The organism is Limimaricola cinnabarinus, from assembly GCF_047631075.1.
Taxonomy (GTDB): Bacteria; Pseudomonadota; Alphaproteobacteria; order Rhodobacterales; family Rhodobacteraceae; genus Limimaricola; species Limimaricola cinnabarinus.
In genome coordinates, this window is the sequence record NZ_JBLHYX010000004.1 from 98587 (window position 1) to 122723 (window position 24137).

The 24137-nt window shown below is 68.1% G+C and carries 18 protein-coding genes and 3 tRNA genes; 7 read left to right on the forward strand and 14 right to left on the reverse strand.

Translation table 11 applies throughout. From position 1 onward, the window contains the following. Nucleotides 1-12 precede the first annotated feature (12 nt). Nucleotides 13-3357, reverse strand: a complete 3345-nt coding sequence (locus ACJASC_RS04995) for a YhdP family protein (RefSeq protein WP_415144059.1) — start codon at nucleotides 3355-3357, stop codon at nucleotides 13-15. Between the two features lie 94 nt (nucleotides 3358-3451). Here ACJASC_RS04995 and bcp point away from each other — a divergent pair, with 94 nt between their 5' ends. The 4 genes from bcp (at nucleotide 3452) to ACJASC_RS05015 (ending at nucleotide 6801) form a co-directional block, all read left to right on the forward strand. After that, nucleotides 3452-3937 carry a thioredoxin-dependent thiol peroxidase gene (gene bcp / locus ACJASC_RS05000; RefSeq protein ID WP_021694962.1) on the forward strand — a complete coding sequence of 162 codons (486 nt, stop codon included), beginning with the start codon at nucleotides 3452-3454 and terminating at the stop codon, nucleotides 3935-3937. Further along, nucleotides 3934-4761, forward strand: a complete 828-nt coding sequence (locus ACJASC_RS05005; RefSeq protein ID WP_415144061.1) for a ferritin-like domain-containing protein — start codon at nucleotides 3934-3936, stop codon at nucleotides 4759-4761. The genes bcp and ACJASC_RS05005 overlap by 4 nt, the downstream gene beginning before the upstream one ends. A 212-nt stretch (nucleotides 4762-4973) precedes the next feature. Further along, complete coding sequence (locus ACJASC_RS05010; protein ID WP_415144063.1) at nucleotides 4974-6302, forward strand: DUF5930 domain-containing protein; 1329 nt, start codon at nucleotides 4974-4976, stop codon at nucleotides 6300-6302. Further along, on the forward strand, nucleotides 6292-6801 hold the full coding sequence (locus ACJASC_RS05015) for a bactofilin family protein (RefSeq protein ID WP_415144065.1): 510 nt from the start codon (nucleotides 6292-6294) through the stop codon (nucleotides 6799-6801). The genes ACJASC_RS05010 and ACJASC_RS05015 overlap by 11 nt, the downstream gene beginning before the upstream one ends. A 302-nt stretch (nucleotides 6802-7103) precedes the next feature. Here the strand turns inward: ACJASC_RS05015 and prfB are convergent, their stop codons facing one another. Further along, entirely contained in the window at nucleotides 7104-8228 is a 1125-nt protein-coding gene (gene prfB / locus ACJASC_RS05020) for a peptide chain release factor 2 (RefSeq protein ID WP_021694967.1), read from the reverse strand. Between the two features lie 87 nt (nucleotides 8229-8315). Then, nucleotides 8316-10838, reverse strand: a complete 2523-nt coding sequence (locus ACJASC_RS05025; protein ID WP_021694968.1) for a penicillin-binding protein 1A — start codon at nucleotides 10836-10838, stop codon at nucleotides 8316-8318. Nucleotides 10839-10995: 157 nt separating this feature from the next. Between ACJASC_RS05025 and ACJASC_RS05030 the strand changes: the two genes are divergently transcribed. After that, entirely contained in the window at nucleotides 10996-11673 is a 678-nt protein-coding gene (locus ACJASC_RS05030; protein ID WP_045320221.1) for a class I SAM-dependent methyltransferase, read from the forward strand. Nucleotides 11674-11745: 72 nt separating this feature from the next. On the opposite strand, the gene ACJASC_RS05035 is transcribed toward ACJASC_RS05030, so the two are convergent. Continuing rightward, nucleotides 11746-12981 (reverse strand): N-acetylmuramoyl-L-alanine amidase, encoded by a 1236-nt coding sequence (locus ACJASC_RS05035; RefSeq protein ID WP_415144068.1) that lies wholly within the window; start codon nucleotides 12979-12981, stop codon nucleotides 11746-11748. Then, a complete protein-coding gene (locus ACJASC_RS05040) occupies nucleotides 12978-14138 on the reverse strand; it encodes a pyridoxal phosphate-dependent aminotransferase (protein WP_415144070.1) in 1161 nt (386 codons plus the stop codon). The genes ACJASC_RS05035 and ACJASC_RS05040 overlap by 4 nt, the downstream gene beginning before the upstream one ends. 139 nt (nucleotides 14139-14277) lie before the next feature. Here ACJASC_RS05040 and ACJASC_RS05045 point away from each other — a divergent pair, with 139 nt between their 5' ends. Next, entirely contained in the window at nucleotides 14278-15030 is a 753-nt protein-coding gene (locus ACJASC_RS05045) for a DsbA family protein (protein ID WP_415144072.1), read from the forward strand. Nucleotides 15031-15351: 321 nt separating this feature from the next. On the opposite strand, the gene ACJASC_RS05050 is transcribed toward ACJASC_RS05045, so the two are convergent. From ACJASC_RS05050 to hemA, 5 genes are all read right to left on the reverse strand, one after another. Beyond that, nucleotides 15352-15963 (reverse strand): DUF1236 domain-containing protein, encoded by a 612-nt coding sequence (locus tag ACJASC_RS05050; protein ID WP_415144074.1) that lies wholly within the window; start codon nucleotides 15961-15963, stop codon nucleotides 15352-15354. A 177-nt stretch (nucleotides 15964-16140) separates the two neighbouring features. Next, the gene (locus tag ACJASC_RS05055) at nucleotides 16141-16932 is read right to left on the reverse strand and encodes a DUF1236 domain-containing protein (RefSeq protein WP_415144076.1); all 792 of its coding nucleotides are present in this window, start codon (nucleotides 16930-16932) and stop codon (nucleotides 16141-16143) included. Nucleotides 16933-17104: 172 nt separating this feature from the next. Beyond that, nucleotides 17105-18235, reverse strand: coding sequence for a flavodoxin-dependent (E)-4-hydroxy-3-methylbut-2-enyl-diphosphate synthase (gene ispG / locus ACJASC_RS05060; RefSeq protein ID WP_415144078.1), 1131 nt, complete (start codon nucleotides 18233-18235; stop codon nucleotides 17105-17107). Between the two features lie 47 nt (nucleotides 18236-18282). Then, complete coding sequence (locus tag ACJASC_RS05065) at nucleotides 18283-19581, reverse strand: helix-turn-helix domain-containing protein (protein ID WP_415144202.1); 1299 nt, start codon at nucleotides 19579-19581, stop codon at nucleotides 18283-18285. 122 nt (nucleotides 19582-19703) lie between these two features. After that, complete coding sequence (gene hemA / locus ACJASC_RS05070; protein WP_415144204.1) at nucleotides 19704-20927, reverse strand: 5-aminolevulinate synthase; 1224 nt, start codon at nucleotides 20925-20927, stop codon at nucleotides 19704-19706. Nucleotides 20928-21134: 207 nt separating this feature from the next. Between hemA and ACJASC_RS05075 the strand changes: the two genes are divergently transcribed. Further along, the gene (locus ACJASC_RS05075) at nucleotides 21135-22517 is read left to right on the forward strand and encodes a M20/M25/M40 family metallo-hydrolase (RefSeq protein ID WP_415144080.1); all 1383 of its coding nucleotides are present in this window, start codon (nucleotides 21135-21137) and stop codon (nucleotides 22515-22517) included. Nucleotides 22518-22749: 232 nt separating this feature from the next. On the opposite strand, the gene ACJASC_RS05080 is transcribed toward ACJASC_RS05075, so the two are convergent. The 4 genes from ACJASC_RS05080 to ACJASC_RS05095 form a co-directional block, all read right to left on the reverse strand. Next, nucleotides 22750-22826: transfer RNA gene (locus ACJASC_RS05080), tRNA-Asp, on the reverse strand. Nucleotides 22827-22860: 34 nt separating this feature from the next. Next, nucleotides 22861-22937: transfer RNA gene (locus tag ACJASC_RS05085), tRNA-Asp, on the reverse strand. A 378-nt stretch (nucleotides 22938-23315) separates the two neighbouring features. Continuing rightward, nucleotides 23316-23391 (reverse strand) — tRNA-Val (locus tag ACJASC_RS05090). Between the two features lie 12 nt (nucleotides 23392-23403). Further along, on the reverse strand, nucleotides 23404-24033 hold the full coding sequence (locus ACJASC_RS05095; RefSeq protein ID WP_415144082.1) for a histidine phosphatase family protein: 630 nt from the start codon (nucleotides 24031-24033) through the stop codon (nucleotides 23404-23406). Between the last annotated feature and the right edge of the window lie 104 nt (nucleotides 24034-24137).

Consider the following 24137-nt stretch of genomic DNA (forward strand, 5'->3'; position numbering starts at 1 on the left):
GCGGGCCTCAGGTCAGTTCGGTGGCGGCCTGCGAAAGATCTCGCGGAACAGGCCGGGGGTGAGCGCGGAAAGCGGGTTGACCGAGACATCGGGGTCTTCGGGCGTGCCGCCGAGCGTATAGTTGAAGCCGATCAACCCCTCGCCGGGACGGGTCAGGAACGATCCCAGCGAATTGACGAGATAGAAGGGCGAGACGACGCCCGCGAAGGCCATGCGTCTGGTCGCGAGGCTGTAGCGCCCGTCGAGCGAAATGCCAAGTCCCGGCCCGGTGGCGCTCGATTGCGTGATCTCGAGCGTGTCGGGGGTAAGGTTGAACTCCGCCAGCACCCGGTCGAAGGCAAGCCCCTTGCCGTCGAGCTGCTGGAGCAGCCCCACCACAGAGATCGCGTCGACAAGCTGGGCCACGGCCGGGGCGTCGCGCACCCTGAGGCCCGTCACGTCGAGGCTTCCGGCATAATGCCCCGGCCGCGCCTCGGGCAGCAGCGTCAGGTCGAGCGAGCCCCCCGTGGCGGTGCCGTAAAGCCCAGCCGAGCGCAGCACCGCCCCCGCATCGGGCCCGGTGATCCGCACCGCCGTGCCGTCCCGGTCGGGCACGACCAGCCCCGAGACCGGCGCGCCGCCATTGACGGCGGCGTCGAAGCGGCCCGAAAATCCGCCCCGGGTGGAGAACTCGCCCCTGAGCCCTGTGAGCGAGACCGCGTCGGTCACGCGCAACCGGTCCAGGGCGAGGCTGATCGGCCCGCCTTCGCCGCCTCCGCCCTGGCCGAAACCGGCGCGTCGCAGGTCGAGCGCGCCGCCCACGATCTCGACCTCCACGGTTTCGCCCGGCCCCCGCCCGACGAGGTCGGCCCTGACGTCGAGCCAGTCCGACAGGCGCAGCCGCGAGAAGCTGGCCCGTTCCAGCCCGCCGCCGGGCCGCAGGGCCAGCGTGCCGCGCGCCGACAGCCCGCCCGCATCCAGAGCGATCCGGTCGATGCGCGGCGTCCGGCCAAGCGCACCCTCGATCTCGAGCCGTCCCGTGGTGCCGCGCGCGAGGGTCCAGCCCAGCGCCGGGATCGACAGGCCCAGCCCCGACAGGTCGGTGCCGAGGCTTACGCGAGGCGGCGCGCCCTTGGGCAGCGTGATCGCGACCGTGCCGCGCCCCTCGCCGTTCAGCGTGCCATCGGGCAGTGCGATGCCGAACGTGTCGAGAAAGCGCAGCGACAGCTCGACCGTGCCGTCGAGACGCGCCTCCGCCGCGCCGGGGCCCAAAGGCTGTCGAAAGCGCACATCAGCGGGCAGGCCATCGATGCGCACCGGACCCGCGACCTCCAGCGCCTGCGCGTCGATCGCCACTGAAAGCTCCTGCGCCGCGACTTGGCGGTCCGGTACGATGGCGCTGCTCGTGGCGTCGCGCAGCGTGCCCGCCACCGACCAGTCCACGTCATCGGGCGTCACCGGCGCACCGAGCGGCAGCGCCACATGCGCGTGGACCCGGCCCCGCCCCTCGATGAGATCCACCGGTTTTCCGGCCTTTTGCAGAAAGCGGAACGGCGGCTGGTCGATCAGCGACAGCATCGCCGTCACCGGGCCCTCGGCCTCGATGGCGATGTCGGCCTGCGGGTTCTTGGGCCCGAGCTGCGGGATGGTGAAGCTCGTCCCCGACAGATCGACGCGCCCGCCCTGCGCAGCCTGCGCAGCCCCGCGGGTCATCGTCACCGAGAACCGATCCCCGCCGAGGCTCGCATAGCCCGACGCCCCGGTGATCGGCGGCAGCCCATCGAGCGGGCGCAGCGAGACCGCCTCGAAGCCGTGGGTCAGGGCGACCTGCGGCTTTTGCCCCGGCGCACGGCGCAGCGTGGCGCTGAGATCTCGCAGATCGCCCTCCAGCACATGGCTGTCGATCCAGCCACGGGTCCCCGGCTTGAAGGCAGGGGGCCAATAGGCCAGCAGGCGGTCGCGCGGCAGCCGGGCACTGCTCGCCGCGATCGCGGCTTCCCACCCCTCGCCGGTATGGGCAATCCGGCCCTGCGCTTCGATCCGTGCGCCGCTTTGGGCATCGGTCGCGCCGAGGCTGCCGATGTCGAGAGCGAAAGGCGCGGTGTGCAGTCGCAGATCGACATGACCCTCGCGCAGCGCCACCGGCCCGGACAAGCCCGCCCCCGCCGCCAGCGCCGCCTCGTCGAGGCGCAGCTGCGCCACCAGCGCGCCGGGCCACCCCGCCTCGATCTCGCGCAGCCAGGCCGTGCCCGACCCCTCGATCCGGCCCAGATCGCCGCGCGCCGAGATGCGTTCGAACTCGATGCGGTCGCGCGCGGGATCGAAGCGCAGCGCCAGTTCGGCCCCGTCGAATCGCAGCGCCTCGGCCCCTTCGTCCCGGCCCGGCGACAGCGCCCCCGGCCCGATCCGCAGCGCGGCACCCAATGCCCCGGGCGCACCATCGGCACCGATGCGGCCCCGCAAGCTCGCCGAAAGCGGCGCGTCGAGCACCGACAGGAAGCTCAGCGCCGGGTGCTGACTGGCGAGATCGCGGCTCGCCACCTTTTCGACCCGCAGGGTGACCTCGGCCTGCGGCGCGGCGTCGGGGCGATCGTAACCGACCCAGAGACCGGTTTCCTGCCCCGCCTCCGAGCGAAGCCGCAACCGTCCCGACAGCTTCGTGCCCGCCCGCAGATCGAGGCCTATCCGCCCGTCATCGGCGCTCCAGCGCCGTCCGGCGCGGGCGTCGAAATACTCGATCCGAAGCCCCTCGGCCTCGATCCGCTCCAGCCCATCGAGGGCCGGCCGGTCGAGCAGATGGTCGATCCGTGCGAGCAGCCCCGCGAGGCCGCCGGCCGTCGTCGAGGTCAAAGGGCGCGACGCGCTCTCGGGCATGGTCGCCGGAGGTGACGGCGGGCCCGCAGGTTCGAACCGCACGGCCACGCGCCCCGCCTCGTCGCGCGCCAGAACGATCTCCGCCCCGCGCAGCATCACCTCCTGTGCCAGCACGGTCCGGCGCAGCACGAGGCCGCGCGGGCTGACCAACGTGTCGATCTCGGGCACTTGGGCCAGCACCTCGCCGCCCGCGTCGCGCAGCACCGTGTCACGCAGCGCCACCCGCGGATGCAGGTCGGTGCCGAGCGTCAGGGCGATGCTGCCGAACTCCACCGATCCCCCGGCAAGGAGGCTGTCGGCCTGTGCCTCGACCCGTTCGGTGATCCAACTCGGGGCGGTGACGGTCTGGCCCACCAGCAGCAGGGGCAGCGCCAGCGCGAAGGCGACCGGCAGCGTCACCAGCGTCAGCACGAGCCCCAGCCCGCGCCGCAACAGCGCCGCCAGCCGCCGCCCGCGCGGGCGGCGGATCGGTGCCGGTCGTGACCTGATCCCTTGCTGCGTCAAGACAGGCCATGGCCTCTTGATTTCATCCCCCACAGCGTAGATGCCTGAGCCCCCGAGGGCCACCGCCGCCCGATCACGCAAGCGAGGATGCGCCATGAGCGACACGATGTCGGCCCCCCGGCCCCAGCCGGGCCAGCCCGCGCCCGAGTTTTCCCTGCCCCGCGACGGCGGCGAGGAGGTGCAACTTTCGGCCCATCTCGGCGCGCCGGTGGTGCTCTATTTCTATCCGCGCGACGACACCTCGGGCTGCACCCGGCAGGCGCAGGGCTTCACCGAACTGGGGCCCGAGTTCGAGCTTCTGGGCGCGCGGGTGCTCGGCGTGTCCAAGGACACGGTCGGCAAGCACGAGAAATTTCGCGACAAATACGCGCTCAAGGTGGCGCTGCTGTCGGATGCCGAAAGCGATGTCTGCGAACGCTACGGCGTCTGGGTCGAGAAGAAGATGTACGGCAAGACCTTCATGGGGATCGAGCGCACCACCTTCCTGATCGATGCGGGCGGCAAGATCGCGAAGGTCTGGCCCAAGGTGAAGGTCGCGGGCCACGCGGGAGAGGTCCTCGACGCGGTGCGTGCGCTGTGAGCCGCTCTCTCACAGAGCTGGCGGTCGAGGTGCTCACCACCGCCGACGGGCGCGAGAAGACCGCCCGGAGCCACGCCGCCGCGAAGCTCTGGCGCGACAGCCGCGCCGCCGGGATGCCGCTGGAGATCGGCAGCGCCGTGCCGCCGGATCGGCCCGCGCGCCCGGCCCGCCCCGAGCTATTGGCCCCGCGCGAGATGCCGAAGCGCCGCCCCGGATCGGAGCATGGGCGCATCGCGCTGATCCATGCCGTGGCGCATATCGAACTGAACGCGGTGGATCTGCATTGGGACGCAGTGGCGCGGTTCGCCTCCGTGCCGCTACCGGTGGGATATTTCGACGACTGGGTGCAGGCCGCCGACGAGGAATCCAAACATTTCAACCTGCTGTGCGACCGACTCGAGGCGCTGGGCAGCCATTACGGAGCCCTGCCCGCGCATGAGGGCATGTGGCGCGCCGCCGAGGATACGGCGGGCGACCTTCTGGCGCGGCTCGCCGTGGTGCCGATGGTGCTTGAGGCGCGCGGCCTCGACGTGACACCCGGCATGATCGAGATCTTCCGCAAGGCGGACGACGCCGACACCGTCGCGGCGCTGGAGATCATCTATGCCGAGGAGGTGCACCACGTCTCCTACGGGTCCAAGTGGTTCCATTTCCTGTGCGGGCGGCACGACCTCGACCCCGCGCCGGTGTTCCGCGATCTCGTGCGCCGCCATTTCCACGGCGGACTCAAGCCGCCCTTCAACGAGGAAAAGCGCGCTGAGGCAGGGATTCCCCCCGATTTCTATTGGCCTCTGGCCGAGGAAACGGCGCGGCGCGGCGGCTGAGTGTATCAGCGCAACATTACGTTGCAACACAGCAACACCCGGCGGAAAGGCGACGGGTTCGGCGGTATCTCGCCACTTTCGGGGCGCTTTTGCCCCCTCACCGCCTCCTCCCGGCCAAAGCAGTTGCGACGCGAGGACGGCCTCGGTAACACCTCTCTCGCGGCGCTCTCGAAAAAGAGAGGCTGTGACCGGGACAACACGGGGACAGACGGGTGCGGACCAAACTGGCACAGAAGCTTCACGCGGCGCTCGAGCGCCGGTTTCCCGAACGGCGGCTGTTTCTGCGCTCGGACACCGAGACCCGGTTCATCCGGCTCCACCCCTCGACACAGGCGATCGCCTGGACTGGCGTGACGCTGGTGGTCGGCTGGACCATCACCGCCACCGCGATCCTGCTGATGGATTCGATCGGCTCCGGCAACTTCCGTGCGCAGGCGCAGCGCGATCAGATGATCTACGAGGAGCGGCTCAACGCGCTCTCCTCCGAGCGTGACCTGCGCGCCGCCGAGGCCGCCGCCGCGCAGGAACGCTTCTCGACTGCGCTTGCGCAGATCTCGACTATGCAGAGCGAACTTCTCGCCTCGGAGGATCGCCGCCGCGAGATGGAGACCGGCCTCGAGGTGGTGCAGGCCGCGCTGCGCCGCACCATGATCGAGCGCGAGACCGCGCGCGACGCAGCCGAGGAGATGACCGTGGCGATGGTCGGAAACGGCGCTCTGCCCGGCGGCGCCGACGCCGCTTCGGTCGAAGGCACGCTGGACATCCTTTCGGGCGCTCTGGCGGACACCGCCGAGGAGCGCGACCGCATCGCCCAGGATGCCGAGCTCGCCTTCGAGCAGGCCAGCGAGATGCAGCTTGAGCTGCGCCTCATGACCGAACGCAACGACGAGATCTTCCGCTCGCTCGAAGAGGCGATGACCGTCTCGGTCGAGCCGCTGGGCGATATGTTCCGCGCCGCCGGCATGGATCCCGACGCAATGCTCAAGAAGGTCCGCAAGGGCTATAGCGGCATCGGCGGCGGTGCCCTGACTCCGATCCAGTTCTCGACCATGGGCGCGCATGCCGGCCGAGCCGATGCGAATGCCGAGCGCGCCAATGCGCTCTTGGGCAAGATGGACGAGATCAACCTCTACCGTATCGCCGCAGCCAAGGCGCCCTTCGCGCAGCCGGTGAAAGACAAGTTCCGCTTCACCTCGGGCTTCGGCCAGCGCTGGGGTCGGCTGCATGCGGGCACCGATTTCGCCGCCCCGATCGGCACCCCGGTCTACTCCACCGCCGACGGCGTGGTGGTAAGCGCGGGCTGGGCCTCGGGCTATGGTCGCCTCATCAAGATCCAGCACGAGTTCGGAATCGAGACCCGTTACGCACATCTCAACAAGATCGGCGTCAAGGTCGGCCAAAGGGTATCGCGCGGCGAACGGATCGGTGATATGGGCAACTCCGGACGATCGACCGGACCCCATCTCCACTACGAGGTGCGCGTCGGTGGGACTCCCGTCAATCCCATGACCTACATACGAGCTGGACAAGATGTTTTCTAAGAGCAAGATCAACGAGCCCGGACCCAGGACAGCCGAAGGGACGCCCACCATGGACGCAACCACCAAGCCCGCGCAGCCGCAAGGATCGCAGGACTACCGCCCTGCCGCCCCCAAGGCCAAGCCGCCGGCCTCGGTGCTGTCGGCCGACCTGCACATCAAGGGCAACGTCAAGACCACCGGCGACATCCAGGTCGAAGGTCAGATCGAGGGCGACATCCGCGCCCATCTTCTGACCGTCGGCGAAGGCGCCACCGTGCGCGGTGAGCTGGTGGCCGACGACGTCGTCATCAACGGCCGCATCGTCGGCCGGGTGCGCGGCCTCAAGGTGCGCCTCACCTCGACCGCGCGCGTCGAAGGCGACATCATCCACAAGACCATCGCGATCGAGAGCGGTGCGCATTTCGAGGGTTCGGTGCAGCGTCAGGAAGACCCGCTGAACACCACCGGCGCGCCCAAGCCCCTGCCCAAGCCGTCGCTGGCCGAGGGCGGCCACGACTGAGACCGGCCACGGGATTGCACGGATCGGGGCGCTTCGGGAGACCGGGGCGCCCTTCGTGTTTTCCGAAGATGGGGCTGCGATCGAGCAAAAGGTGCGGAGCGCAGCGCGGGCGATTGCCCACCGCCTGCCGACGACGCGCCGGATCGACGAGAGGCGCCGCTGCTAGGGGCCGGCGGTTTGCGCGACGTGCGGATGGTCTGCAGGCTGTGGCACCTCAGGGTGCCGATCCGGGCCATGTGGCTGCCTCCGGCCCGCGAGGCCCCACCCCGGCATGAAGGCCGAGGCGAGCCAGGGCGCGCGGATCAGTCCTCGGCGGTCGCTTCGGCGCGGCTCTTGCCCGAGACCTGCCCCGCCAGCGTCGCGGCCATGAAGCCGTCGAGATCGCCGTCGAGCACGCCTTGGGTGTCGGAGGTCTCGTAGCCGGTGCGCAGATCCTTCACCATCTGGTAGGGCTGCAGCACGTAGGACCGGATCTGGTTGCCCCAGCCTGCATCGCCCTTGGCCTCGTGCGCCTCGTTGATCGCGGCGTTGCGACGGTCGAGCTCCATCTGATAGAGCCGCGACTTCAGCGCCTTCATGGCGATGTCGCGGTTCTGGTGCTGCGACTTCTCGGAGGAGGTCACGACGATGCCGGTCGGCATGTGGGTGATCCGCACCGCCGAGTCGGTGGTGTTCACGTGCTGGCCACCCGCGCCCGAGGAACGGTAGGTGTCGACCCGGATGTCCGAGGGGTTCACCTCGATGTCGATGTTGTCGTCGACCACCGGATAGACCCAGACCGAGGCGAAGGAGGTCTCGCGCGTGCCCTTGCCGAAGGGCGAGATCCGCACGAGGCGGTGCACGCCCGATTCCGACTTGAGCCAGCCATAGGCGTTGGGGCCGCTGATCTTGTAGGCAACCGACTTGGTGCCCGCCTCAGCCCCGGCCTCCTCGGACTGCATCTCGACCTCATAGCCCTTCTTCTCGGCCCAGCGCACGAACATGCGCTGCAGCATCGCGGCCCAGTCGCAGGCCTCGGTGCCGCCGGCGCCGGCGTTGATTTCGAGGAAGGTGTCGTTGCCATCGGCCTCGCCGTCGAGCAGCGCCTCGAGTTCCTTGGCCCCGGCGGTCTGGCGCAGCGCCTTGAGCGCGGCCTCGGCCTCGGAGACGATCTCGTCGTCGCCCTCCGTCTCGCCCATCTCGATCAGTTCGACATTGTCGCGCAGGCCCTGGCTGATCTGATCGTAGGTGCCGATCTTGTCGAGCAGATCCTGACGCTCGCGCATCAGCTTCTGGGCGGCGGCGGGGTCGTCCCAAAGCGTCGGGTCTTCGACACGGGCGTCGAATTCCTCGAGCCGGTGCGCGGCGGTCTCGCGGTCCATGCGCTTGGCCAGCAGTCCGAGCGACTTTTCGATGGCGGCGATGTTGGCTTGCGTCTCTGCGCGCATGATCGGTCCCCTGTCAGGCGATGGGCGTGAAATTGAAGCGCGTGATACCGCGCCCCACCTGCCCGGGCAAGTGAGGCGCGAAACGGCCTAGTAGAGGCCGCCCGAGGAGAGCGTGCCGAAGCTCGCCTTGGGGCCGACCGTCGCGGTGTTGCCGGTCGAGGTCCTGACCTTCTTGGCGGGCTTGTTGCCGCCCGCCTCGTCATAGAGCGGCAGGTCGCCCGACATCTTGAAGCCGCCGTCGAAGGTGACGCCGAAGAGCGGCTCCTCGCCGATGCGGAAGCATTCGGAGATCACATTGTCGCCCGAGGCGCCATCAGGCAGCCGCGCGCCTGAAAAGCGGTCGATCTTGATGAACTGGCATTCGTCGGGCACCGGGAAATCGGTGCCGCCGAAACGCTCGATCGCGCGGGTCATGAAGCTCTGGAACACCGGGCCGCAGATGCCGCCGCCCGAAGCACCCGAGCCCAGGGAGCGCGGGTTGTCGTAGCCGATGTAGCATCCCGCGACGATGTTCGACGAAAAGCCCACGAACCACACGTCCTTGGCGTCGTTGGTGGTGCCGGTCTTGCCGGCGATCGGCACGGGCAGGTTGACGCCGCGCGCGGTGCCGCGCTTGACCACGCCCTCCATCATCGAGGTGAGCTGATAGGCGGTGACAGCGTTCATGATCCGCTCGCGGTTCGACTGGATCGTCGGGGCTTCGCCCGTGGGCAGCGCCGCGAGGCCGCAATCGACGCAGTTGCGTTGATCATGGCGATAGACGGTGTTGCCGTAGCGGTCCTGTACCCGATCGACCAGTGTCGGCTCGACCCGTTCGCCGCCATTGGCGAACATCGCATAGGCCGCGACCATCTTGAACAGCGTCGTCTCCTGCGCGCCGAGCGCGTTCGAAAGGTACGGGCCCAGATCGTCATAGACGCCGAACTTCTCGGCATAGTCGGCGATGGTGTCCATGCCGACCTCCTGCGCGAGACGGATGGTCATGATGTTGCGCGACTGTTCGATACCGGTCCTGAGCGGGGTCGGGCCGTAGAACTTGTTGGAGGCGTTCTGCGGCCGCCACATGCCCTGCGGCGTGTTGATCTCGATCGGGGCGTCGACGATGATCGTGGCGGGCGTGTAGCCGCTGTCGAGCGCGGTGGCATAGACGAAGGGCTTGAAGGAGGAACCGGGCTGGCGCTGCGCCTGAGTGGCGCGGTTGAACACCGAATCCTGATAGGAGAAGCCGCCCTGCATCGCCAGCACGCGGCCGGTGTTCACGTCCATCGCCATGAAACCGCCCTGTACCTGTGGCGTCTGGCGCAGGGTCCAGCGGATGAAGTCACCGCCGTCATCGGTGATCATGCGGCGCACCAGCACCACGTCGCCGCGCGCGAAGTTGTCGGCAAAGCTGCCGCGCATCCACGAGATGTCGTCGCGTGGCACGACGTGCGGCTCGGAGCCGTCATCGGCCACCCCCTCGATCCCGAGGCGCATCTCGGCCTCGCCCACCTCCATGACCACCGCCGGGTACCACGGGCTTTCGAGGGTCACGTCGCGCGGCACGTCGACCTCCGACAGCGCCGTGCGCCACGCGACCTCGTCGTCCAGCGTCTCGACGGGAATGGTCTTGCCGGTGCCGCGCCAGCGACCGAGGCCGCGGTCGTACTGCTCCAGCGCGCGTTGCAGCGCATGCGCCGCCTCGATCTGCAGCTCCTTGTCGAGCGTGGCGCGAATCGACAGGCCACCGCCGAAGAATTCGTCCTCGCCGAACTCGGCCGAGAGCTGGCGGCGCACCTCGTCGGTGAAGTAGTCGCGCGGCGGCAGGGCGGCACGGAAGCTCTCCATGTCGCCAGACTGCACCGTGTCGAGGGTGCGGGCGCGGTCGCGCTGATAGGCGGCCTCGTCGATATAGCCGTCTTCCCACATGCGGCGCAGCACGTAGTTGCGGCGGTTCACCGCGTCGGAATACTGGCGCACCGGATGCAGGTTGCCGGGGCGCTGCGCCAGCGCCGCGAGATAGGCGGCCTCGCCCGGTTCGAGCCGGGCCAGCGGCTTGTTGAAATAGGTCTGCGCGGCGGCGGTGACGCCATAGGAGTTCTGCCCGAGAAAGATCTCGTTGAGATAGAGCTCCAGGATCCGTTCCTTGTCCATCGCGCCCTCGATGCGCACGGCGAGGATCAGTTCCTTGATCTTGCGCTCGAGCGTGCGCGAGCCGTCGAGCAGGAAGTTCTTCATCACCTGCTGCGTGATGGTCGAGGCGCCGCGGATGTCCTCGCCGCGCGACCGCACCGCCTCGACGCCGGCGGCGGCGATGCCCTTAAGGTCGAAGCCCGAATGCAGATAGAAATTCTGGTCCTCGGCCGAGACGAAGGCATGCTTCACGAGGTCGGGGATCTCTTCGGCCGGGGTGAAGAGCCGCCGCTCGGAGGCGAATTCGTCGAGGATGTTGCCTTCGCCGTCATAGACGCGGCTGATCGTCGGCGGCGTATACTGCGCCAGCGTCTCGTAGCTCGGCAGATCGCGGCCATAGACGTAGAAGATCGCACCGAGCGTCAGCGCCCCCATGGCGAGGCCGAGGGTCAGCATCGAAAAGATGCCGCCGAAGAAGGACATTATGAAGCGCAGCACGATATTTCTCCGGGAGGACTTGGTGGCTTATAGGCAAGGCCCCGCCCCGGGTCAAAAGCGCAGGGCTTGAAATCGGCGGCAAAACGCCCGAAAGCAGGGTCACTCTTTGGCGAGGGGATTGCGCTCTCGACAGCTGGCACCCAAAAGGGCGTACATGATGGCAACCGAAACCCCCTCCCCCCGCCGCGCCACGCCGGACGACGTGATCGCGACCTATGACGCCGTTGGCCCCGAATGGGCCAAGGCGCGCGATCGACGCCTCATGGAGCGGCGCTGGATCGACCGGATGCTTGCCGCCGCGCCGCGCAATGGCGGACGCCGCCGCGTGCTCGATCTTGGCTGCGGCTCCGGCAAGCCGATCGCGCAGTACATCGCCGATCGCGGCGCCGAGGTCACCGGGGTCGATGCTTCTCGGGTGATGCTCGAACTGTTTCAGCGCAACATGCCGCGCGCGCGCGCCTTTCACCACGACATGCGCGGGCTGCGCCTGTCCGAGAAATTCGACGCGATCCTCGCTTGGGACAGCTTCTTTCACCTGGCCGGTCCGGATCAGCAATCGATGTTCCCAACCTTTGCCGAGCATGCCGCACCGGGCTGCGCCTTGATGTTCACTTCCGGTCCCTCGGCCGGCACGGCGATCGGCGACGTGGCTGGCAAGCCGATCTTCCACGAAAGCCTAAGCCCCAAGACCTACAAGGGTCTTCTGGAGATGCACGGCTTCATGCCGCTGGCCTTCATTCCCGAGGACCCCGATTGCGGGATGCATTCGGTCTGGCTGGCCCGGTTCGACGGCCTGCCGCGCGAGGATGGCCCCAAACCGGTGCGCAAGGGCTGACAGGCCCGCACCGTCCGACATTGCAAGGCCCGCGCCTCACTGGCGCGGGCCTTCTACGTTCTGGGGCGTTGATCAGCGGCGTCTGAGGGGGGCGCGCGCTGCCTCTTCGGCAGCCCAGTTCTGTATTCCAGACACCAGACCGGAGACGATCCGCCCCCGCCCCACCGGATCGGTGAGGCGGGCGCGGTCGCCGACATTGGACAGGAACCCCACCTCGACCAGGACCGACGGGAAATCGGCGGCGTTGAGCACCGCGAGCGGCGCGCTGCGACGTGGCCGCGAGTTCAGGTGCGCGCCCGCCTCGCGCAGCGACGCCACCAGCGCCTGAGCCAGACGTTCGCTCTGCGGCGCGGTGTCGAGACGCACCAGATCCATCAGCGCCGTGGCGACCCGGTCGTCCTGCCGGCTAAGGTCGAGCCCTGCCAGAAGGTCGCCTCTCTGGTGCCGCTCAACCATTCGTCCCGAGGCCGCGTCCTGTGCCTCGTCCGATAGCGTGTAGACCGACCCGCCGGACGCCTTGTCCTCCTCCAGCGCATCGGCATGCAGCGACAGCAAAAGCCCAGCCCCCGCCGCGCGGGCGATGGTCATGCGCTCGGACAAGGGCACGAAGGCGTCGCCATCGCGGGTCAGCACCGCGCGCATGGTGCCGGAGCGGTTGATCGCCTCGGCGGTTTCGCGCGCCAGTCGCAGCATCAACTCGGCCTCGACCAGCCCCTCGCGCAGGGCGCCGGGATCGACGCCGCCATGTCCGGGATCGATCGCCACCACCAGCGGCCCATCGGCGGTGATGGACGTCTGAGGCGCGGCGAGCGTCTCACCCGCGGGATCGGCGGGTTTTGCGGCGGCGGCGAAGGCTTCGGCCGTGACCGGTGCCAGCACCGCGTGCAGCCGGGCCGCACCCGAGGCCACGCTGCGCATCTCGGCGCTGAGCAGGCCGAGCGGCTCGGACAGGTCGAGCACGAGACGCGACCAGCCGGGCCGCCCCCGCCCCAGCCGCAGCGCGGTGGCCCGCTCCCCCGACAAAAGCGCCGCCGCTTCGGCCCCAGACCAGTCCACCTGGGCGAAATCGATCACGAGGCGGCGCGGATCGTCGAGCGTGAAGACGCGCCACGGCACCGGCTGGCTCAGCGCAAGCTCGATCTCTAGGCCGCGGCGCGTGTCGGCCACGCGGCTTTCGCTCGGATCCAAACGTGCGAGCCCCGAGAACTCCTGCGCCGCAGGCGACGTGGCGAGCATCAGCGCCAGCCCGGCACCGCCGAGCAGGCGCCGGACCCATTCGCCGCCACGCGCGGCGCGCGCACGCCTCATGCCGCACCGGCCTCCGCATGGCCGCGCGCCGCCATGAACTTCGCGAGCCGCTCCAGTCCCTCCTCGATGTCGGCGGTGGAACGGGCATAGGAAAAACGGATCCAGCGATGCCCGTCGGCGGGGTCGAAATCGAGACCCGGTGTCACCGCGACGCCCGCCTCGTCTAGGATCTTGGCGGCGAAGGCTCGGCTGTCGGGGGTGAAGGCCGACACGTCGGCATAGACGTAGAACGCGCCGTCGGGGGGCGCGAAACGGGTGAAGCCCGCCTTCGGCAGCCGCTCGAGCATCAGGGCCCGGTTGGCGGCATAGACGGCGGCGTTGGCCTCCAGTTCGGGCACGCAATCCATCGCGTGCAGCGCCAGCCGCTGCGAGGCGTGGGAGGTGCAGATGAACATGTTCTGCGCGATCCGCTCGATGCCGCGCACATGCTCGGGCGGCACGATCAGCCAGCCGACGCGCCAGCCGGTCATCGAGAAATACTTGGAGAACGAGCCGATCACATGGGTCTCGTCGGTGACTTCCAGCGCCGATGTGCCGCGCCCGCCGATGCCGTGATAGATCTCGTCCGAGATCAGCGCGGCGTCACGCGCGGCACAGGCCTCGGCCAAGGCCGAAAGGCCGACCCTGTCGATCATCGTGCCCGCCGGGTTCGAGGGCGAGGCCAGCACCAGCCCGTCGAGCGCATGCGCCTCGATGTCCGAAGGGACGGGCTGCATCCGGTTGGCCAGCGTCGTCGGCATGTCGATCGGCGCCATGTCGAGCGCCTTGAGGATCTGGCGGTACGACGGGTAGCAGGGCGCGCCGAGCCCCACCCGCGCGCCGGTGTCGAACAGCTGGGTGAAACTCAGAAGAAACGCGCCCGAGGCCCCGGCGGTCACCACCACGCGCGCGGGATCGAGATCGACGCCGTACCAGTCGCCGTAATGCCGCGCGATGCGCGCGCGCAGTTCCGGCAGGCCGAGGGCGACCGTGTAGCCCATCGGCCCCGCCGCCATCTCGGCCGCGACCTTTTCGACCGCTTCGCGCGGCGCGCCCGTTCCGGGCTGCCCCACCTCCATGTGGATGATGTGCCGTCCCGCCGCCTCGGCCTGCCGCGCCGCCTCCATCACGTCCATCACGATGAAGGGATCAACCTCGCCGCGCCTTGAGTTCCGCATGCCCTGCTCCCTAAGCTTTGGCCGGGTTGTGCCAATCCCGCGCCCCTGCCGTCAATGGCCCGCACCCTCCCGCGCGGGAACTTGGCAGGGCGGCGGCGATGTGATCTGCACGATCCGACACGAGGAAAGGACATTCCCTATGCTGCGCAGCCTCATCCGCGCCCTGCCCGTCACGCTGGCCCTCGCCGCCGGCCCCGCCGTAGCACTCGAACTCGACGCGATGACCGACGCCGAGCGCGACGCCTTCGGCGAACAGGTGCGCGCCTACCTGCTGGAGAACCCCGAGGTGCTGATGGAGGCAATCGCCGTTCTTGACCAGAAGCAGGCCGAGGTTGCCGCGCAGGGCGACAGCGCGATGATCGACAGCCACGCCGCGGCGCTCTTCGAGAGCGAAGGCGACTGGCAGGGCGGCAACCCCGATGGCGACATCACGGTGGTCGAGTTTATGGATTACAAATGCGGCTATTGCCGCCGTGCCTTTCCCGAGGTCGAGGAACTGATCTCTTCGGATGGCAACATCCGCTACATCCTCAAGGAATTTCCGATTCTGGGCGAGCAATCGACGATGGCGGCGCAATTCGCGCTCGCGGTGCGCGAGATCGAGGGCGACGAGGCATACAAGCAGGCGCACAACGCGCTGATGACGATGCGCGCCGACGTATCCGAAGAATCGCTCACGGCATTGGCCGACAGCCTCGATGCCGATTTCGAAGCGGTGCAGGCCGAGATGGCGAGCCCGCGCGTGGCCGCCATCATCGCCGGGAACCATCAGCTGGCCCAAGCGATGCAAATCAGCGGCACACCAAGCTTCGTGATGGGCGACCAGATGCTGCGCGGCTACGTGCCGCTGGAGCAGATGCGCGAGATGGTGGCGCAGAACCGCGCCGAATGAGCGAGGCGCAATGTCGTGCGGCTGGTCGCGGCGACGTCGCCGCGATTGCGGCACCGCTGGCCGAAGACAATCTGGGCCGAAGATGCTGACGGTGTTTCTCGAAAGCTCATTCAAAGCTTTCGACCGAATGACCGCGCAGTCGGGCCTTTCGGCCGATTTGCGTCGGAGGAAACTGGGACGCACGCTTGTGCCGTAGGTTACGCATTGCTGCGGCTCACCTCCGACAGGCCGCACAAAGCGGCGCATCGGCACTGCGAGGGGCTGGGTTTCAGCCCCTCGCATCTTGGCTTCACAAATCCGTTGAACCGGATCTGATCAGCTTCAGCGCAGGATGTAAGCGACGCGACGGGTCTCGGGCTCGACCATCACGATCTGGCCGTTGACGTTCGCATAGGCCATTGGGTTTTCAGGGATCGGGGTCAGCACCACGGTTTCGGGCAGGCCCGCGCCCACCACTACCTCGCCGTCGAGGTAGATCGGTTCGACCGGGTTGTCGTTGAGATAGGTGATCGCGCCATCGGCGATCTCGAGGCTGGTGGTCTCGCCGCCTGGGTCGGCGGCGATCACCTCGCCGTTCAGGGTCACGGTGCCGTCGGGCAGTGTCGGGTCATAGGTGACGGTGGTGATTCCCGCCGCGTCGGCGTTTTCGTAGATCACCACCGGCGTGGTTTCGACGATCGCAGTGAGATAGCCGCCCGAGGCCCAGCCGCTCGTCTCACCCAAAGTCACTTCGCACCACGTCGCGGGGTCGAGACAACCCGCGACCTCAACCTCTTCGCCCGCCGGAATCAGGCCGACGACCTCATAAGCCGGGCCGGCCCCGGCGCGGATGTTGAGATCGACGGTGGCGTTGGCCGTGGCTTGGGCGAAGGCCGGGACGCCAAGGGCAGTGAGCGCGCCCGCGGCGACGAAGGTGGACAGCATGCGGTTCATGGAGTGTCTCCGGATTGCGGGGCCGCCATGGCCCGCGCTTGTCGGATCTCCAACGCCGCCGAGCCGCGCTTTGATCCACTGCCTTCGTGGCTGGATATCAGACGTGGCATATAGGCCGCCCCTTAAAGCAAAGGGCGACCCGAGGGCCGCCCTTTTCCGTAAACAGTCTGTCAGCGATCAGCGGACGATATAGACCACCCGACGCTCCTCGGGCTCGACCAGCACCGGGGTGCCGTTCACATAGAGGTAGCTGTATTCGGCGTCCGGGATCGGGCTCAACTCGACCTCCTGCGGGATGCCGGCACCGACCACGACCTCACCTTCGAGAAGGACCGGATCGATCGGGTTCTCCCGGACGTAGGTGATGGTCTGCTCGTTCGGAGTCGCGCCATCACCCAGCGCCGCGCCGATGGCGGCCGCACCGAGGATGCCCACGGGACCGGCGGCCAGCACGGCGGCACCGGCGGCGGCGGTTGCGGCACCAGCAGCGGTCGCGGCGGCGTTGTTGACCTCGTTGTCGTAGGTCACGGTCTCGACTTCGAGTTCGCTGCGATTCTCATAGAGCACGACCGGCTGGGGAGCTTCGGCCATCTGCACAGTGAGATAGTCGCCGTAAGCCCAGCCTGTGGTGCCGTCGAGCGTCACGCGGCACCAGTTCGCGCTCTCGAGACAGCCCTCAACCGTCACCTCGCCATCGGCGGGGATCACGTCGATGATCTCCATATCAGGACCGGGGCCCGCGCGCAGGTTCAACTCTGCGGCGGCGGTCGCTGTGGTGCCGGACATCGCGGTCTCGGCATTGGCCGTCGTCTCGCCAGAAGCGCCGGTTTCGGCATTGGCTTCGACGTCGGTGGACGTCTCGACCTGCGCGCCAGTGCTCGTCTCGTTCGTCGTGTTGGTCTGGGCGAAAGCCGGCATCGCGGCGACGAGGGCGGCGGCGGTGGTCATCAAAAGCGATTGCTTGGTCATAGGTCTTTCCGTTCTCTGTGTTGCAACGGCAGATCGCCGGTCGCGCTTGGAAGAGAAACGGTTTCACCCGGCACCGAGGTCCGTCCAACCCGCGGATGATCATCGCGAATGGTGGGGGTTTCCGCCGATCTCTCGGCGGGAACTGACCGGTTTCGAGGAACCTCGGGGAAGGCTATTCGGCGGCTTCGGCGGTCGCGGCACGCGCCTCGATCTCGGCGGCCTTGGCCTCCACCTGCTCGACGATGTGATCGACCATCTGGTCGTTCGACATGCGGTGGCTCTGCTTGCCCGCGAGATAGACCATGCCGTTCCCGGCCCCGCCGCCGGTAAAGCCCACATCGGTCATCAGCGCCTCGCCCGGGCCATTGACGACGCAGCCGATGATCGACAGCGACATCGGCGTTTTCACATGTTCGAGCCGCTTTTCCAGCGCCTCGACCGTCTTGATGACGTCGAAGCCCTGCCGCGCGCAGGAGGGGCAGGAGATGATGTTGACGCCGCGATGGCGCAGGCCGAGGGATTTGAGGATCTCGAAGCCGACTTTCACCTCCTCGACCGGGTCCGCCGACAGGCTGACGCGGATCGTGTCGCCGATCCCGGCCCAAAGCAGATTGCCCATACCGATCGCGGATTTGATGGTACCCGAGGTGAGACCGCCCGCCTCCGTGATGCCGAGATGGATCGGGGCATCGGTGGCGTCGGCCAGCTGCTGGTAGGCCGCGGCGGCAAGAAACACGTCGGAGGCCTTCACAGAGATCTTGAACTCGTGAAAGTCGTGATCCTGAAGCAGCTTGATATGGTCCATGCCGCTCTCGACCATCGCATCGGGGCACGGCTCGGCGTATTTCTCGAGGAGGTGCCGCTCCAGCGATCCCGCGTTGACGCCGATGCGGATCGAACAGCCGTGATCCTTGGCCGCGCGCACCACCTCGGCAACCCGCTTTGCGTCACCGATGTTACCGGGGTTGATGCGCAGGCAGGCCGCGCCCGCCTCGGCGGCCTCGATCGCGCGCTTGTAGTGGAAATGGATGTCCGCGACGATCGGCACCGGGCTTTCGGCGCAGATCTCGCGCAGGGCGCGGGTGCTGTCCTCGTCGGGGGTCGAAACGCGGACGATGTCGGCCCCGGCATCGGCGGCGCGGATGATCTGGTCCAGCGTGGCGCGCACATCCGTGGTGTCGGTGTTGGTCATCGTCTGCACCGAGATCGGCGCATCGCCCCCCACGGGAACACGGCCCACCATGATCTGACGCGACTTGCGGCGCTGGATCTCGCGCCAGGGGCGGTGGGCATGAAGGGACATGAAAAACCTCTCGCGGATCAGGCCGCGGGGTCAGGACCGGCGCGGCGTCATTCTGTGGTCGCGACCTCTGCCACCCGAACCAGCTTGGCAAGGTCGGAATCGCTCTGCAGGTCGGCAACCTGATAGGTGGTGGCCAGATTGTCCACCGACAAGGCCAGGTTCGACGTCACGGTCCCGGCATCGCCCACGGGGCCGTAATGCTGACCGTTCATGGCGAAATAGACGGCGCCCGACTCCCCGACGCGCAGCGTCGGCGCCTGTTCGAGGGACGGCACCTCCCAAGTGTCGCCGGCATTCATGATGCCCTCGTAGAGCGTCGTGCCATCAGCGGATTTGACGCGCACCCAAGCCGGGCGCACCGCGACCATGTTGAGGGTCGGCGCGGGGTCTTCGGTCACACGCACGTTGGGGACCTCGACACCCGCCTCGGCGAGAGCCAGTTCGATATCGGGGATCTCGATGCTCGGCTCTTCGATGGCCTGATCGGCGCCGAGTGCCGCAAGCATCGGGCTGGGCCCCATCGCGGGACGCGCGGGCGTCGTTTCATCGAGACCGGCGAGCGACACTTGCGCGTCCTGACCGGGACGGCGCGGGATGGTGACCAGCGCCGCGATCGGGCCGTCGCGCGGCGTCATCACCGGCACGTCGAGGGCCTGAGGGCGGTAAAGCCGGTCCAGCGCATCGGGTGCGGCAGAGGCCAGCGTCAGATCCGGCGTGGCGGCATCCGTGGTTTCCGCACGGCCACCCCCGGCCAGCGGATCGACTTGCGCCAGAAGCATCGGCGTCTGCTCCACCGGGGACAGACGCACCTTCTGCACCTCCTGCAGGATCGACCAGCCACCATAGCTCAGACCGCCCATCAAAGCGAGCAAAACGACGACGGAGCCCAGAGCGCGCGGTTCGAAACCCGCGAGGATCCGTTCGGCCGGCGGCAGGAAAGGAGTGGCGGAATCGGCGAAGATGTCCTTGCCGAGGCTGGTGCTCTGCGACGCGCGCAAGGGGCGCACCGTCGAGGCAGCGGCGGACATGCCATGCGCGGTGGTAAAGCCCGACTCGCGACAGAAGGTCTCGTAAGCGGTATCGGGACTCATGCCGAGATAACGCGCATACGAGCGGACATAACCCGCGATGAAGCCGGGGGTATCGAAGGCGGTGGGATCGGAGTTCTCGATCGCGGCGATATAGGCGGCCTTGATCTTCAGCTCGCGCTGCACGTCGAGCAAGCTCTTGCCCATGGTCGCGCGTTCGCCACGCATGAGATCGCCAAGCCGAAGCTCGAAAGCGTCGAAACCCTTGGTTTCGACCTCCTGCACAGCGCTCGCGCGCCTGAAGCTCCGCCCGATCATATCGAGTGTTCCCGTCACTGCCCGCCCCCGGTGGCAATCCGGGGCTGTCTTGTGCACAACTCCCGAAAGGCCTTGGAGTTCATCCTAGCACGGGGGCCGTCGGCCCGCACGGGGAGATGTCGTCAACCGGTCAATTCGGCGCGATTCAGCGCACAATGCGACCAGAGCGCATCGAGTGCGCGCACCAATGCGTCCATCTCGCGCGCACCGTGCACAGGCGACGGCGTGAACCGCAACCGCTCGGTGCCGCGCGGCACGGTGGGGAAGTTGATCGGCTGCACGTAGATGCCGTAATCGGCGAGAAGCATGTCCGAAATCAGCTTGGTGTGCACCGGGTCGCCGACGATCAGCGGCACGATATGGCTGCCGTGGTCGATGATCGGCAGGCCGAGACCGCGCAGCCGGGTCTTGAGGATCCGCGCCTGTGTCTGATGGCTGTCGCGCAGGCTTTGGTCGGTCTTGAGATACGCGACGCTTGCGGCAGCGCCCGCCGCCACGGTCGGCGGCAGCGAAGTGGTGAAGATGAAGCCCGGCGCATAGGAGCGCACCGCGTCGCACATCTTGGCCGAGGCCGCGACATAGCCGCCCATCACGCCATAGGCCTTGCCCAGCGTGCCGTTGATCAGATCGACCCGATGCGCGAGGCCGTCACGCTCGGAGACGCCGCCGCCGCGCGGGCCGTACATGCCGACCGCGTGCACCTCGTCGAGATAGGTCAGCGCGCCGAACTCCTCGGCGAGATCGCAGATTTCGGAAATCGGGCCGAAATCGCCGTCCATCGAATAGACGCTCTCGAAAGCGATGAGCTTGGGCGCGGCCGGGTCGTCGGCCTCGAGAAGCTGGCGCAGATGCGCGAGATCGTTGTGCCGGAAGATCCGCTTGGCGCCGCCATTGCGGCGCACGCCTTCGATCATGCTCGCATGGTTGAGCGCGTCCGAATAGATGATCAGCCCGGGAAACAGCCGCGGCAGCGTCGACAGCGTTGCGTCATTGGCGATGTAGGCAGAGGTGAACAGCAGTGCCGCCTCCTTGCCATGCAGATCGGCCAGTTCGGCCTCGAGCCGCTTGTGATAGACCGTGGTGCCCGAGATGTTGCGCGTACCGCCCGAGCCCGCGCCCACGGCGTCGAGCGCCTCGTGCATCGCGCCCAGCACGGCAGGATGCTGGCCCATGCCGAGATAATCGTTGCCGCACCAGACCGTCACCGGCGCCTCGGTGCCGTCGGGCCGATGCCAGGTGGCATGCGGGAACTGGCCATTGCGGCGCGCGATGTCGATGAAGGTGCGATAGCGGCCTTCGCTGTGGAGCTTGCCGATGGCTTCGTCGAGCCCTGCTTCGTAATCCACGGGCATGCTTCCCCTTTTCGTCTGACGGGGCCGATCACCCCGGCGGTTCGCCGTCCGGTTCCATATAGGCCCTGACGCCCGCGAACAACACGCTACAATTTGCCACGCGGCCGCAGATTGGCCATGCAAGGGGCGCAACAACGCCACGATGCTGGACAGGGCCGCCGCCTGGCGTCACCCTTCGGCGCAATTATAGCAGGAGCTCTGATGACTCTCGACCCCGTTCTCGCCCGTATCGACGCCGATCTCGAGGCCGCCACGGATCGGTTGCTGCGACTGCTGCGGATTCCCTCGATCTCGACCGACCCCGCGCATCGCGCCGATTGCCGCGCCGCCGCCGAATGGCTGGTCGAGGATCTGCGCTCCATCGGCTTCGAGAATGCGGCGCTGCGCGACACGCCGGGCCATCCGATGGTCACCGGCGGCATGGGAGATGGCGGCCCGCACCTGCTGTTCTATGGCCATTACGACGTGCAGCCCGCCGATCCGCTGGAGCTGTGGAAGACACCCCCTTTCGAGCCATCGCTCGAAGAGACGCCTGCGGGCCGCGTCATCCGTGGCCGAGGCGCCTCGGACGACAAGGGACAACTCATGACCTTTGTCGAGGCTTGCCGGGCCTGGGTCGCGGTGCATGGCGCCCTGCCCGCCCGCGTGTCGATCCTGTTCGAAGGCGAGGAGGAATCGGGCTCGCCCTCGCTGGTGCCGTTCCTGCGCGACCACGCCGAGGAGCTGAAGGCGGATCTCGCCCTGATCTGCGACACCGGTCTGTTCGACCGCGACACCCCCGCGATCACCACGATGCTACGCGGCCTCGTGGGTGAGGAGATCGTCATCACCGGCCCCGACCGCGACCTGCATTCGGGCGCCTATGGCGGTCCGGCGGTCAATCCGATCAAAGTGCTGGCGCGGATCATTTCGGCACTGCACGACGATCATGGCCGCGTCACCCTGCCCGGCTTCTATGACGGCGTGCCAGAGATCACGCCCGAGCTGCGCGCGCAGTGGGAAAGCCTGGGCTTCGACGAGGGCGCGTTCCTCGGCGGTGTCGGGCTGAGCCATCCGGCGGGCGAAGCGGATCGCACCGCGCTCGAGATGATCTGGGCGCGGCCGACCTGCGAGGTCAACGGCATCTCGGGCGGTTATGCCGGCGCGGGTTTCAAGACGGTGCTGCCGAGCCAGGCCTGCGCCAAGATCAGCTTTCGCCTGGTGGGAGCGCAGGACCCCGAGAAGATCCGCGATGCCTTCCGCGCCCATGTTCGGTCGATGCTGCCCCCCGATTGCAGCGTCGCATTCCACGGCCACGGCGCTGCCCCCGCAAGCGTTATGGCGACGGACGACCCGGCCTTCGAAACCGCGCGCCAGGCGCTTAGCGCCGAATGGCCCAATCCGGCGGCCTTCGTCGGCGCCGGCGGCTCGATCCCGATCGCGGGCTACTTCAAGACCGAGCTGGAGATGGATTCGATGCTGGTGGGCTTTGCCAATGATGACGACCTGATTCACAGCCCGAACGAGAAGTACGACCTGCGAAGCTTCCACAAGGGCATTCGCAGCTGGGCGCGTGTGCTCGCGGCGTTGTCGGAGCGAGGCTGAGCGCAACGGGCCCCGGCGACGGCGCGGATGGCCCGCCGGGGCATGAGTATTCGAAGAATGAAGTGGCCCAAGGGCGGCGCTCCCAATGCATTCGCCGCCCGCCGGGCGGCTGGCTTGGGTCGCTTCACTCCGGAACCCCTCGGGTCCGCCGATTTCAGCAGGCGCCGCATGAAACCCGAAACGCAGACGGCCCCGCGCTCGAAGGAGCAACGGGGCCGTCTTAGCAATCTAGTGGCGCGGTTGACGGGGCTCGAACCCGCGACCCCCGGCGTGACAGGCCGGTACTCTAACCAACTGAGCTACAACCGCGCACAAGGCTCGGAGCGTGTGGGACAGACGAGAATGGCGCGGTTGACGGGGCTCGAACCCGCGACCCCCGGCGTGACAGGCCGGTACTCTAACCAACTGAGCTACAACCGCGCATCTCGTCGCCCGGCAGCGCCGAACGTGAGGCGGGTTCTAGGCACAGTGGCGGGGGGCGTCAAGCGCCGATCGGCGCAAAATCGTCCCCGCCGCGAGATTGTCCAAATGACCCCGGGGCAGGTCGTCGGGCGACCCGGAAATGGTCGTCAGGGCATCGAGACATGCTCGGTTTCACCCGGTATCAGGCGAAACCGACTTCGCGTGAAATCGCTCGCGCGGCAAGATGAGAGTCTCGATGGAATCGGGGTCGACGCTGGTGTCACGGATCGCCGCTGGGCATCCGGCTCGGGTAGGCCACCCGTTCTGCGGCATCCACATGGCACGTCTCCACTCGTGCGGAGGATCGCAAGAGCATGGGGAGTTCATGCGGGAAAGTGGTGGGTGGTGAGGGGCTCGAACCCCCGACATCCTCGGTGTAAACGAGACGCTCTACCAACTGAGCTAACCACCCGCGCGGGTCGGTTTAGCCCTCTGGCTCGCGGGCCGCAAGAGCCGCGTCGAACCCGTCGTGTCGTCCCTGCACCACCCGGAACACCACCCCCTGCCCGCCCGGCAGCCGCGCCAGATCGGCGCGCCCCCCCCCCGTGGCGATGGTGCGCAGCACGCGCGAGGTCATGCCGTGGGTGACGAGGATCGCCGGGCCGTCGAGCGAGGCCAGCAGATCCGCGCAGCGCGCCCAGAGCGAAGCGAAGCCCTCGCCGTTCGGGGCACGGGCATAGAAGTCGATGAAATGCTCGCCCGGTGGGCCCGGCCAGCGCGCGTCGATCTGTGCGCGGTCGAGACCCGACCACTCTCCCATGGCGATCTCGCGCAATCTCGGGTCGGTCTCGGGGGTGATGCCGAAGGCCAGTCTCGCGGTCTCGATAGCGCGGCCCTGCGGCGAGCACAGCAGGCGGTGCGTGGCGGGTCCGACGCCGCGCCCCGACAGGCAACGGCCCATGGCGCGAGCCTGCGCCTGCCCCAGCGCCGTCAGGGGCGAATCGCGCCCGCCCTGCATCCGGCGCACCGCGTTCCATTCAGTCTCGCCATGCCGCATCACGTAGATTTCGGGGATCCCGGTGCGGGTCGTGGGCGGGGCTGTGGGGTCCGGCATGGGGCGGCCTCTGGCGGGTTCAGGCTGGGGTCGGGCTAGGCGAAGGACCAACCTGCCCGCCCTCGTGGCCGATCGCAAGCCGGCCGCGGCCCGAAGCTTGGGTG

Coding starts and splice junctions, on each gene's coding strand:
- bcp (WP_021694962.1), top strand. CDS start 3,452: ATGAGCGACACGATGTCGGCCCCCCGGCCCCAGCCGGGCCAGCCCGCG.
- ACJASC_RS05015 (WP_415144065.1), top strand. CDS start 6,292: ATGTTTTCTAAGAGCAAGATCAACGAGCCCGGACCCAGGACAGCCGAA.
- prfB (WP_021694967.1), bottom strand. CDS start 8,228: ATGCGCGCAGAGACGCAAGCCAACATCGCCGCCATCGAAAAGTCGCTC.
- ACJASC_RS05030 (WP_045320221.1), top strand. CDS start 10,996: ATGGCAACCGAAACCCCCTCCCCCCGCCGCGCCACGCCGGACGACGTG.
- ACJASC_RS05035 (WP_415144068.1), bottom strand. CDS start 12,981: ATGAGGCGTGCGCGCGCCGCGCGTGGCGGCGAATGGGTCCGGCGCCTG.
- ACJASC_RS05040 (WP_415144070.1), bottom strand. CDS start 14,138: ATGCGGAACTCAAGGCGCGGCGAGGTTGATCCCTTCATCGTGATGGAC.
- ACJASC_RS05045 (WP_415144072.1), top strand. CDS start 14,278: ATGCTGCGCAGCCTCATCCGCGCCCTGCCCGTCACGCTGGCCCTCGCC.
- ACJASC_RS05050 (WP_415144074.1), bottom strand. CDS start 15,963: ATGAACCGCATGCTGTCCACCTTCGTCGCCGCGGGCGCGCTCACTGCC.
- ACJASC_RS05055 (WP_415144076.1), bottom strand. CDS start 16,932: ATGACCAAGCAATCGCTTTTGATGACCACCGCCGCCGCCCTCGTCGCC.
- ispG (WP_415144078.1), bottom strand. CDS start 18,235: ATGTCCCTTCATGCCCACCGCCCCTGGCGCGAGATCCAGCGCCGCAAG.
- ACJASC_RS05065 (WP_415144202.1), bottom strand. CDS start 19,581: ATGATCGGGCGGAGCTTCAGGCGCGCGAGCGCTGTGCAGGAGGTCGAA.
- ACJASC_RS05075 (WP_415144080.1), top strand. CDS start 21,135: ATGACTCTCGACCCCGTTCTCGCCCGTATCGACGCCGATCTCGAGGCC.
- ACJASC_RS05095 (WP_415144082.1), bottom strand. CDS start 24,033: ATGCCGGACCCCACAGCCCCGCCCACGACCCGCACCGGGATCCCCGAA.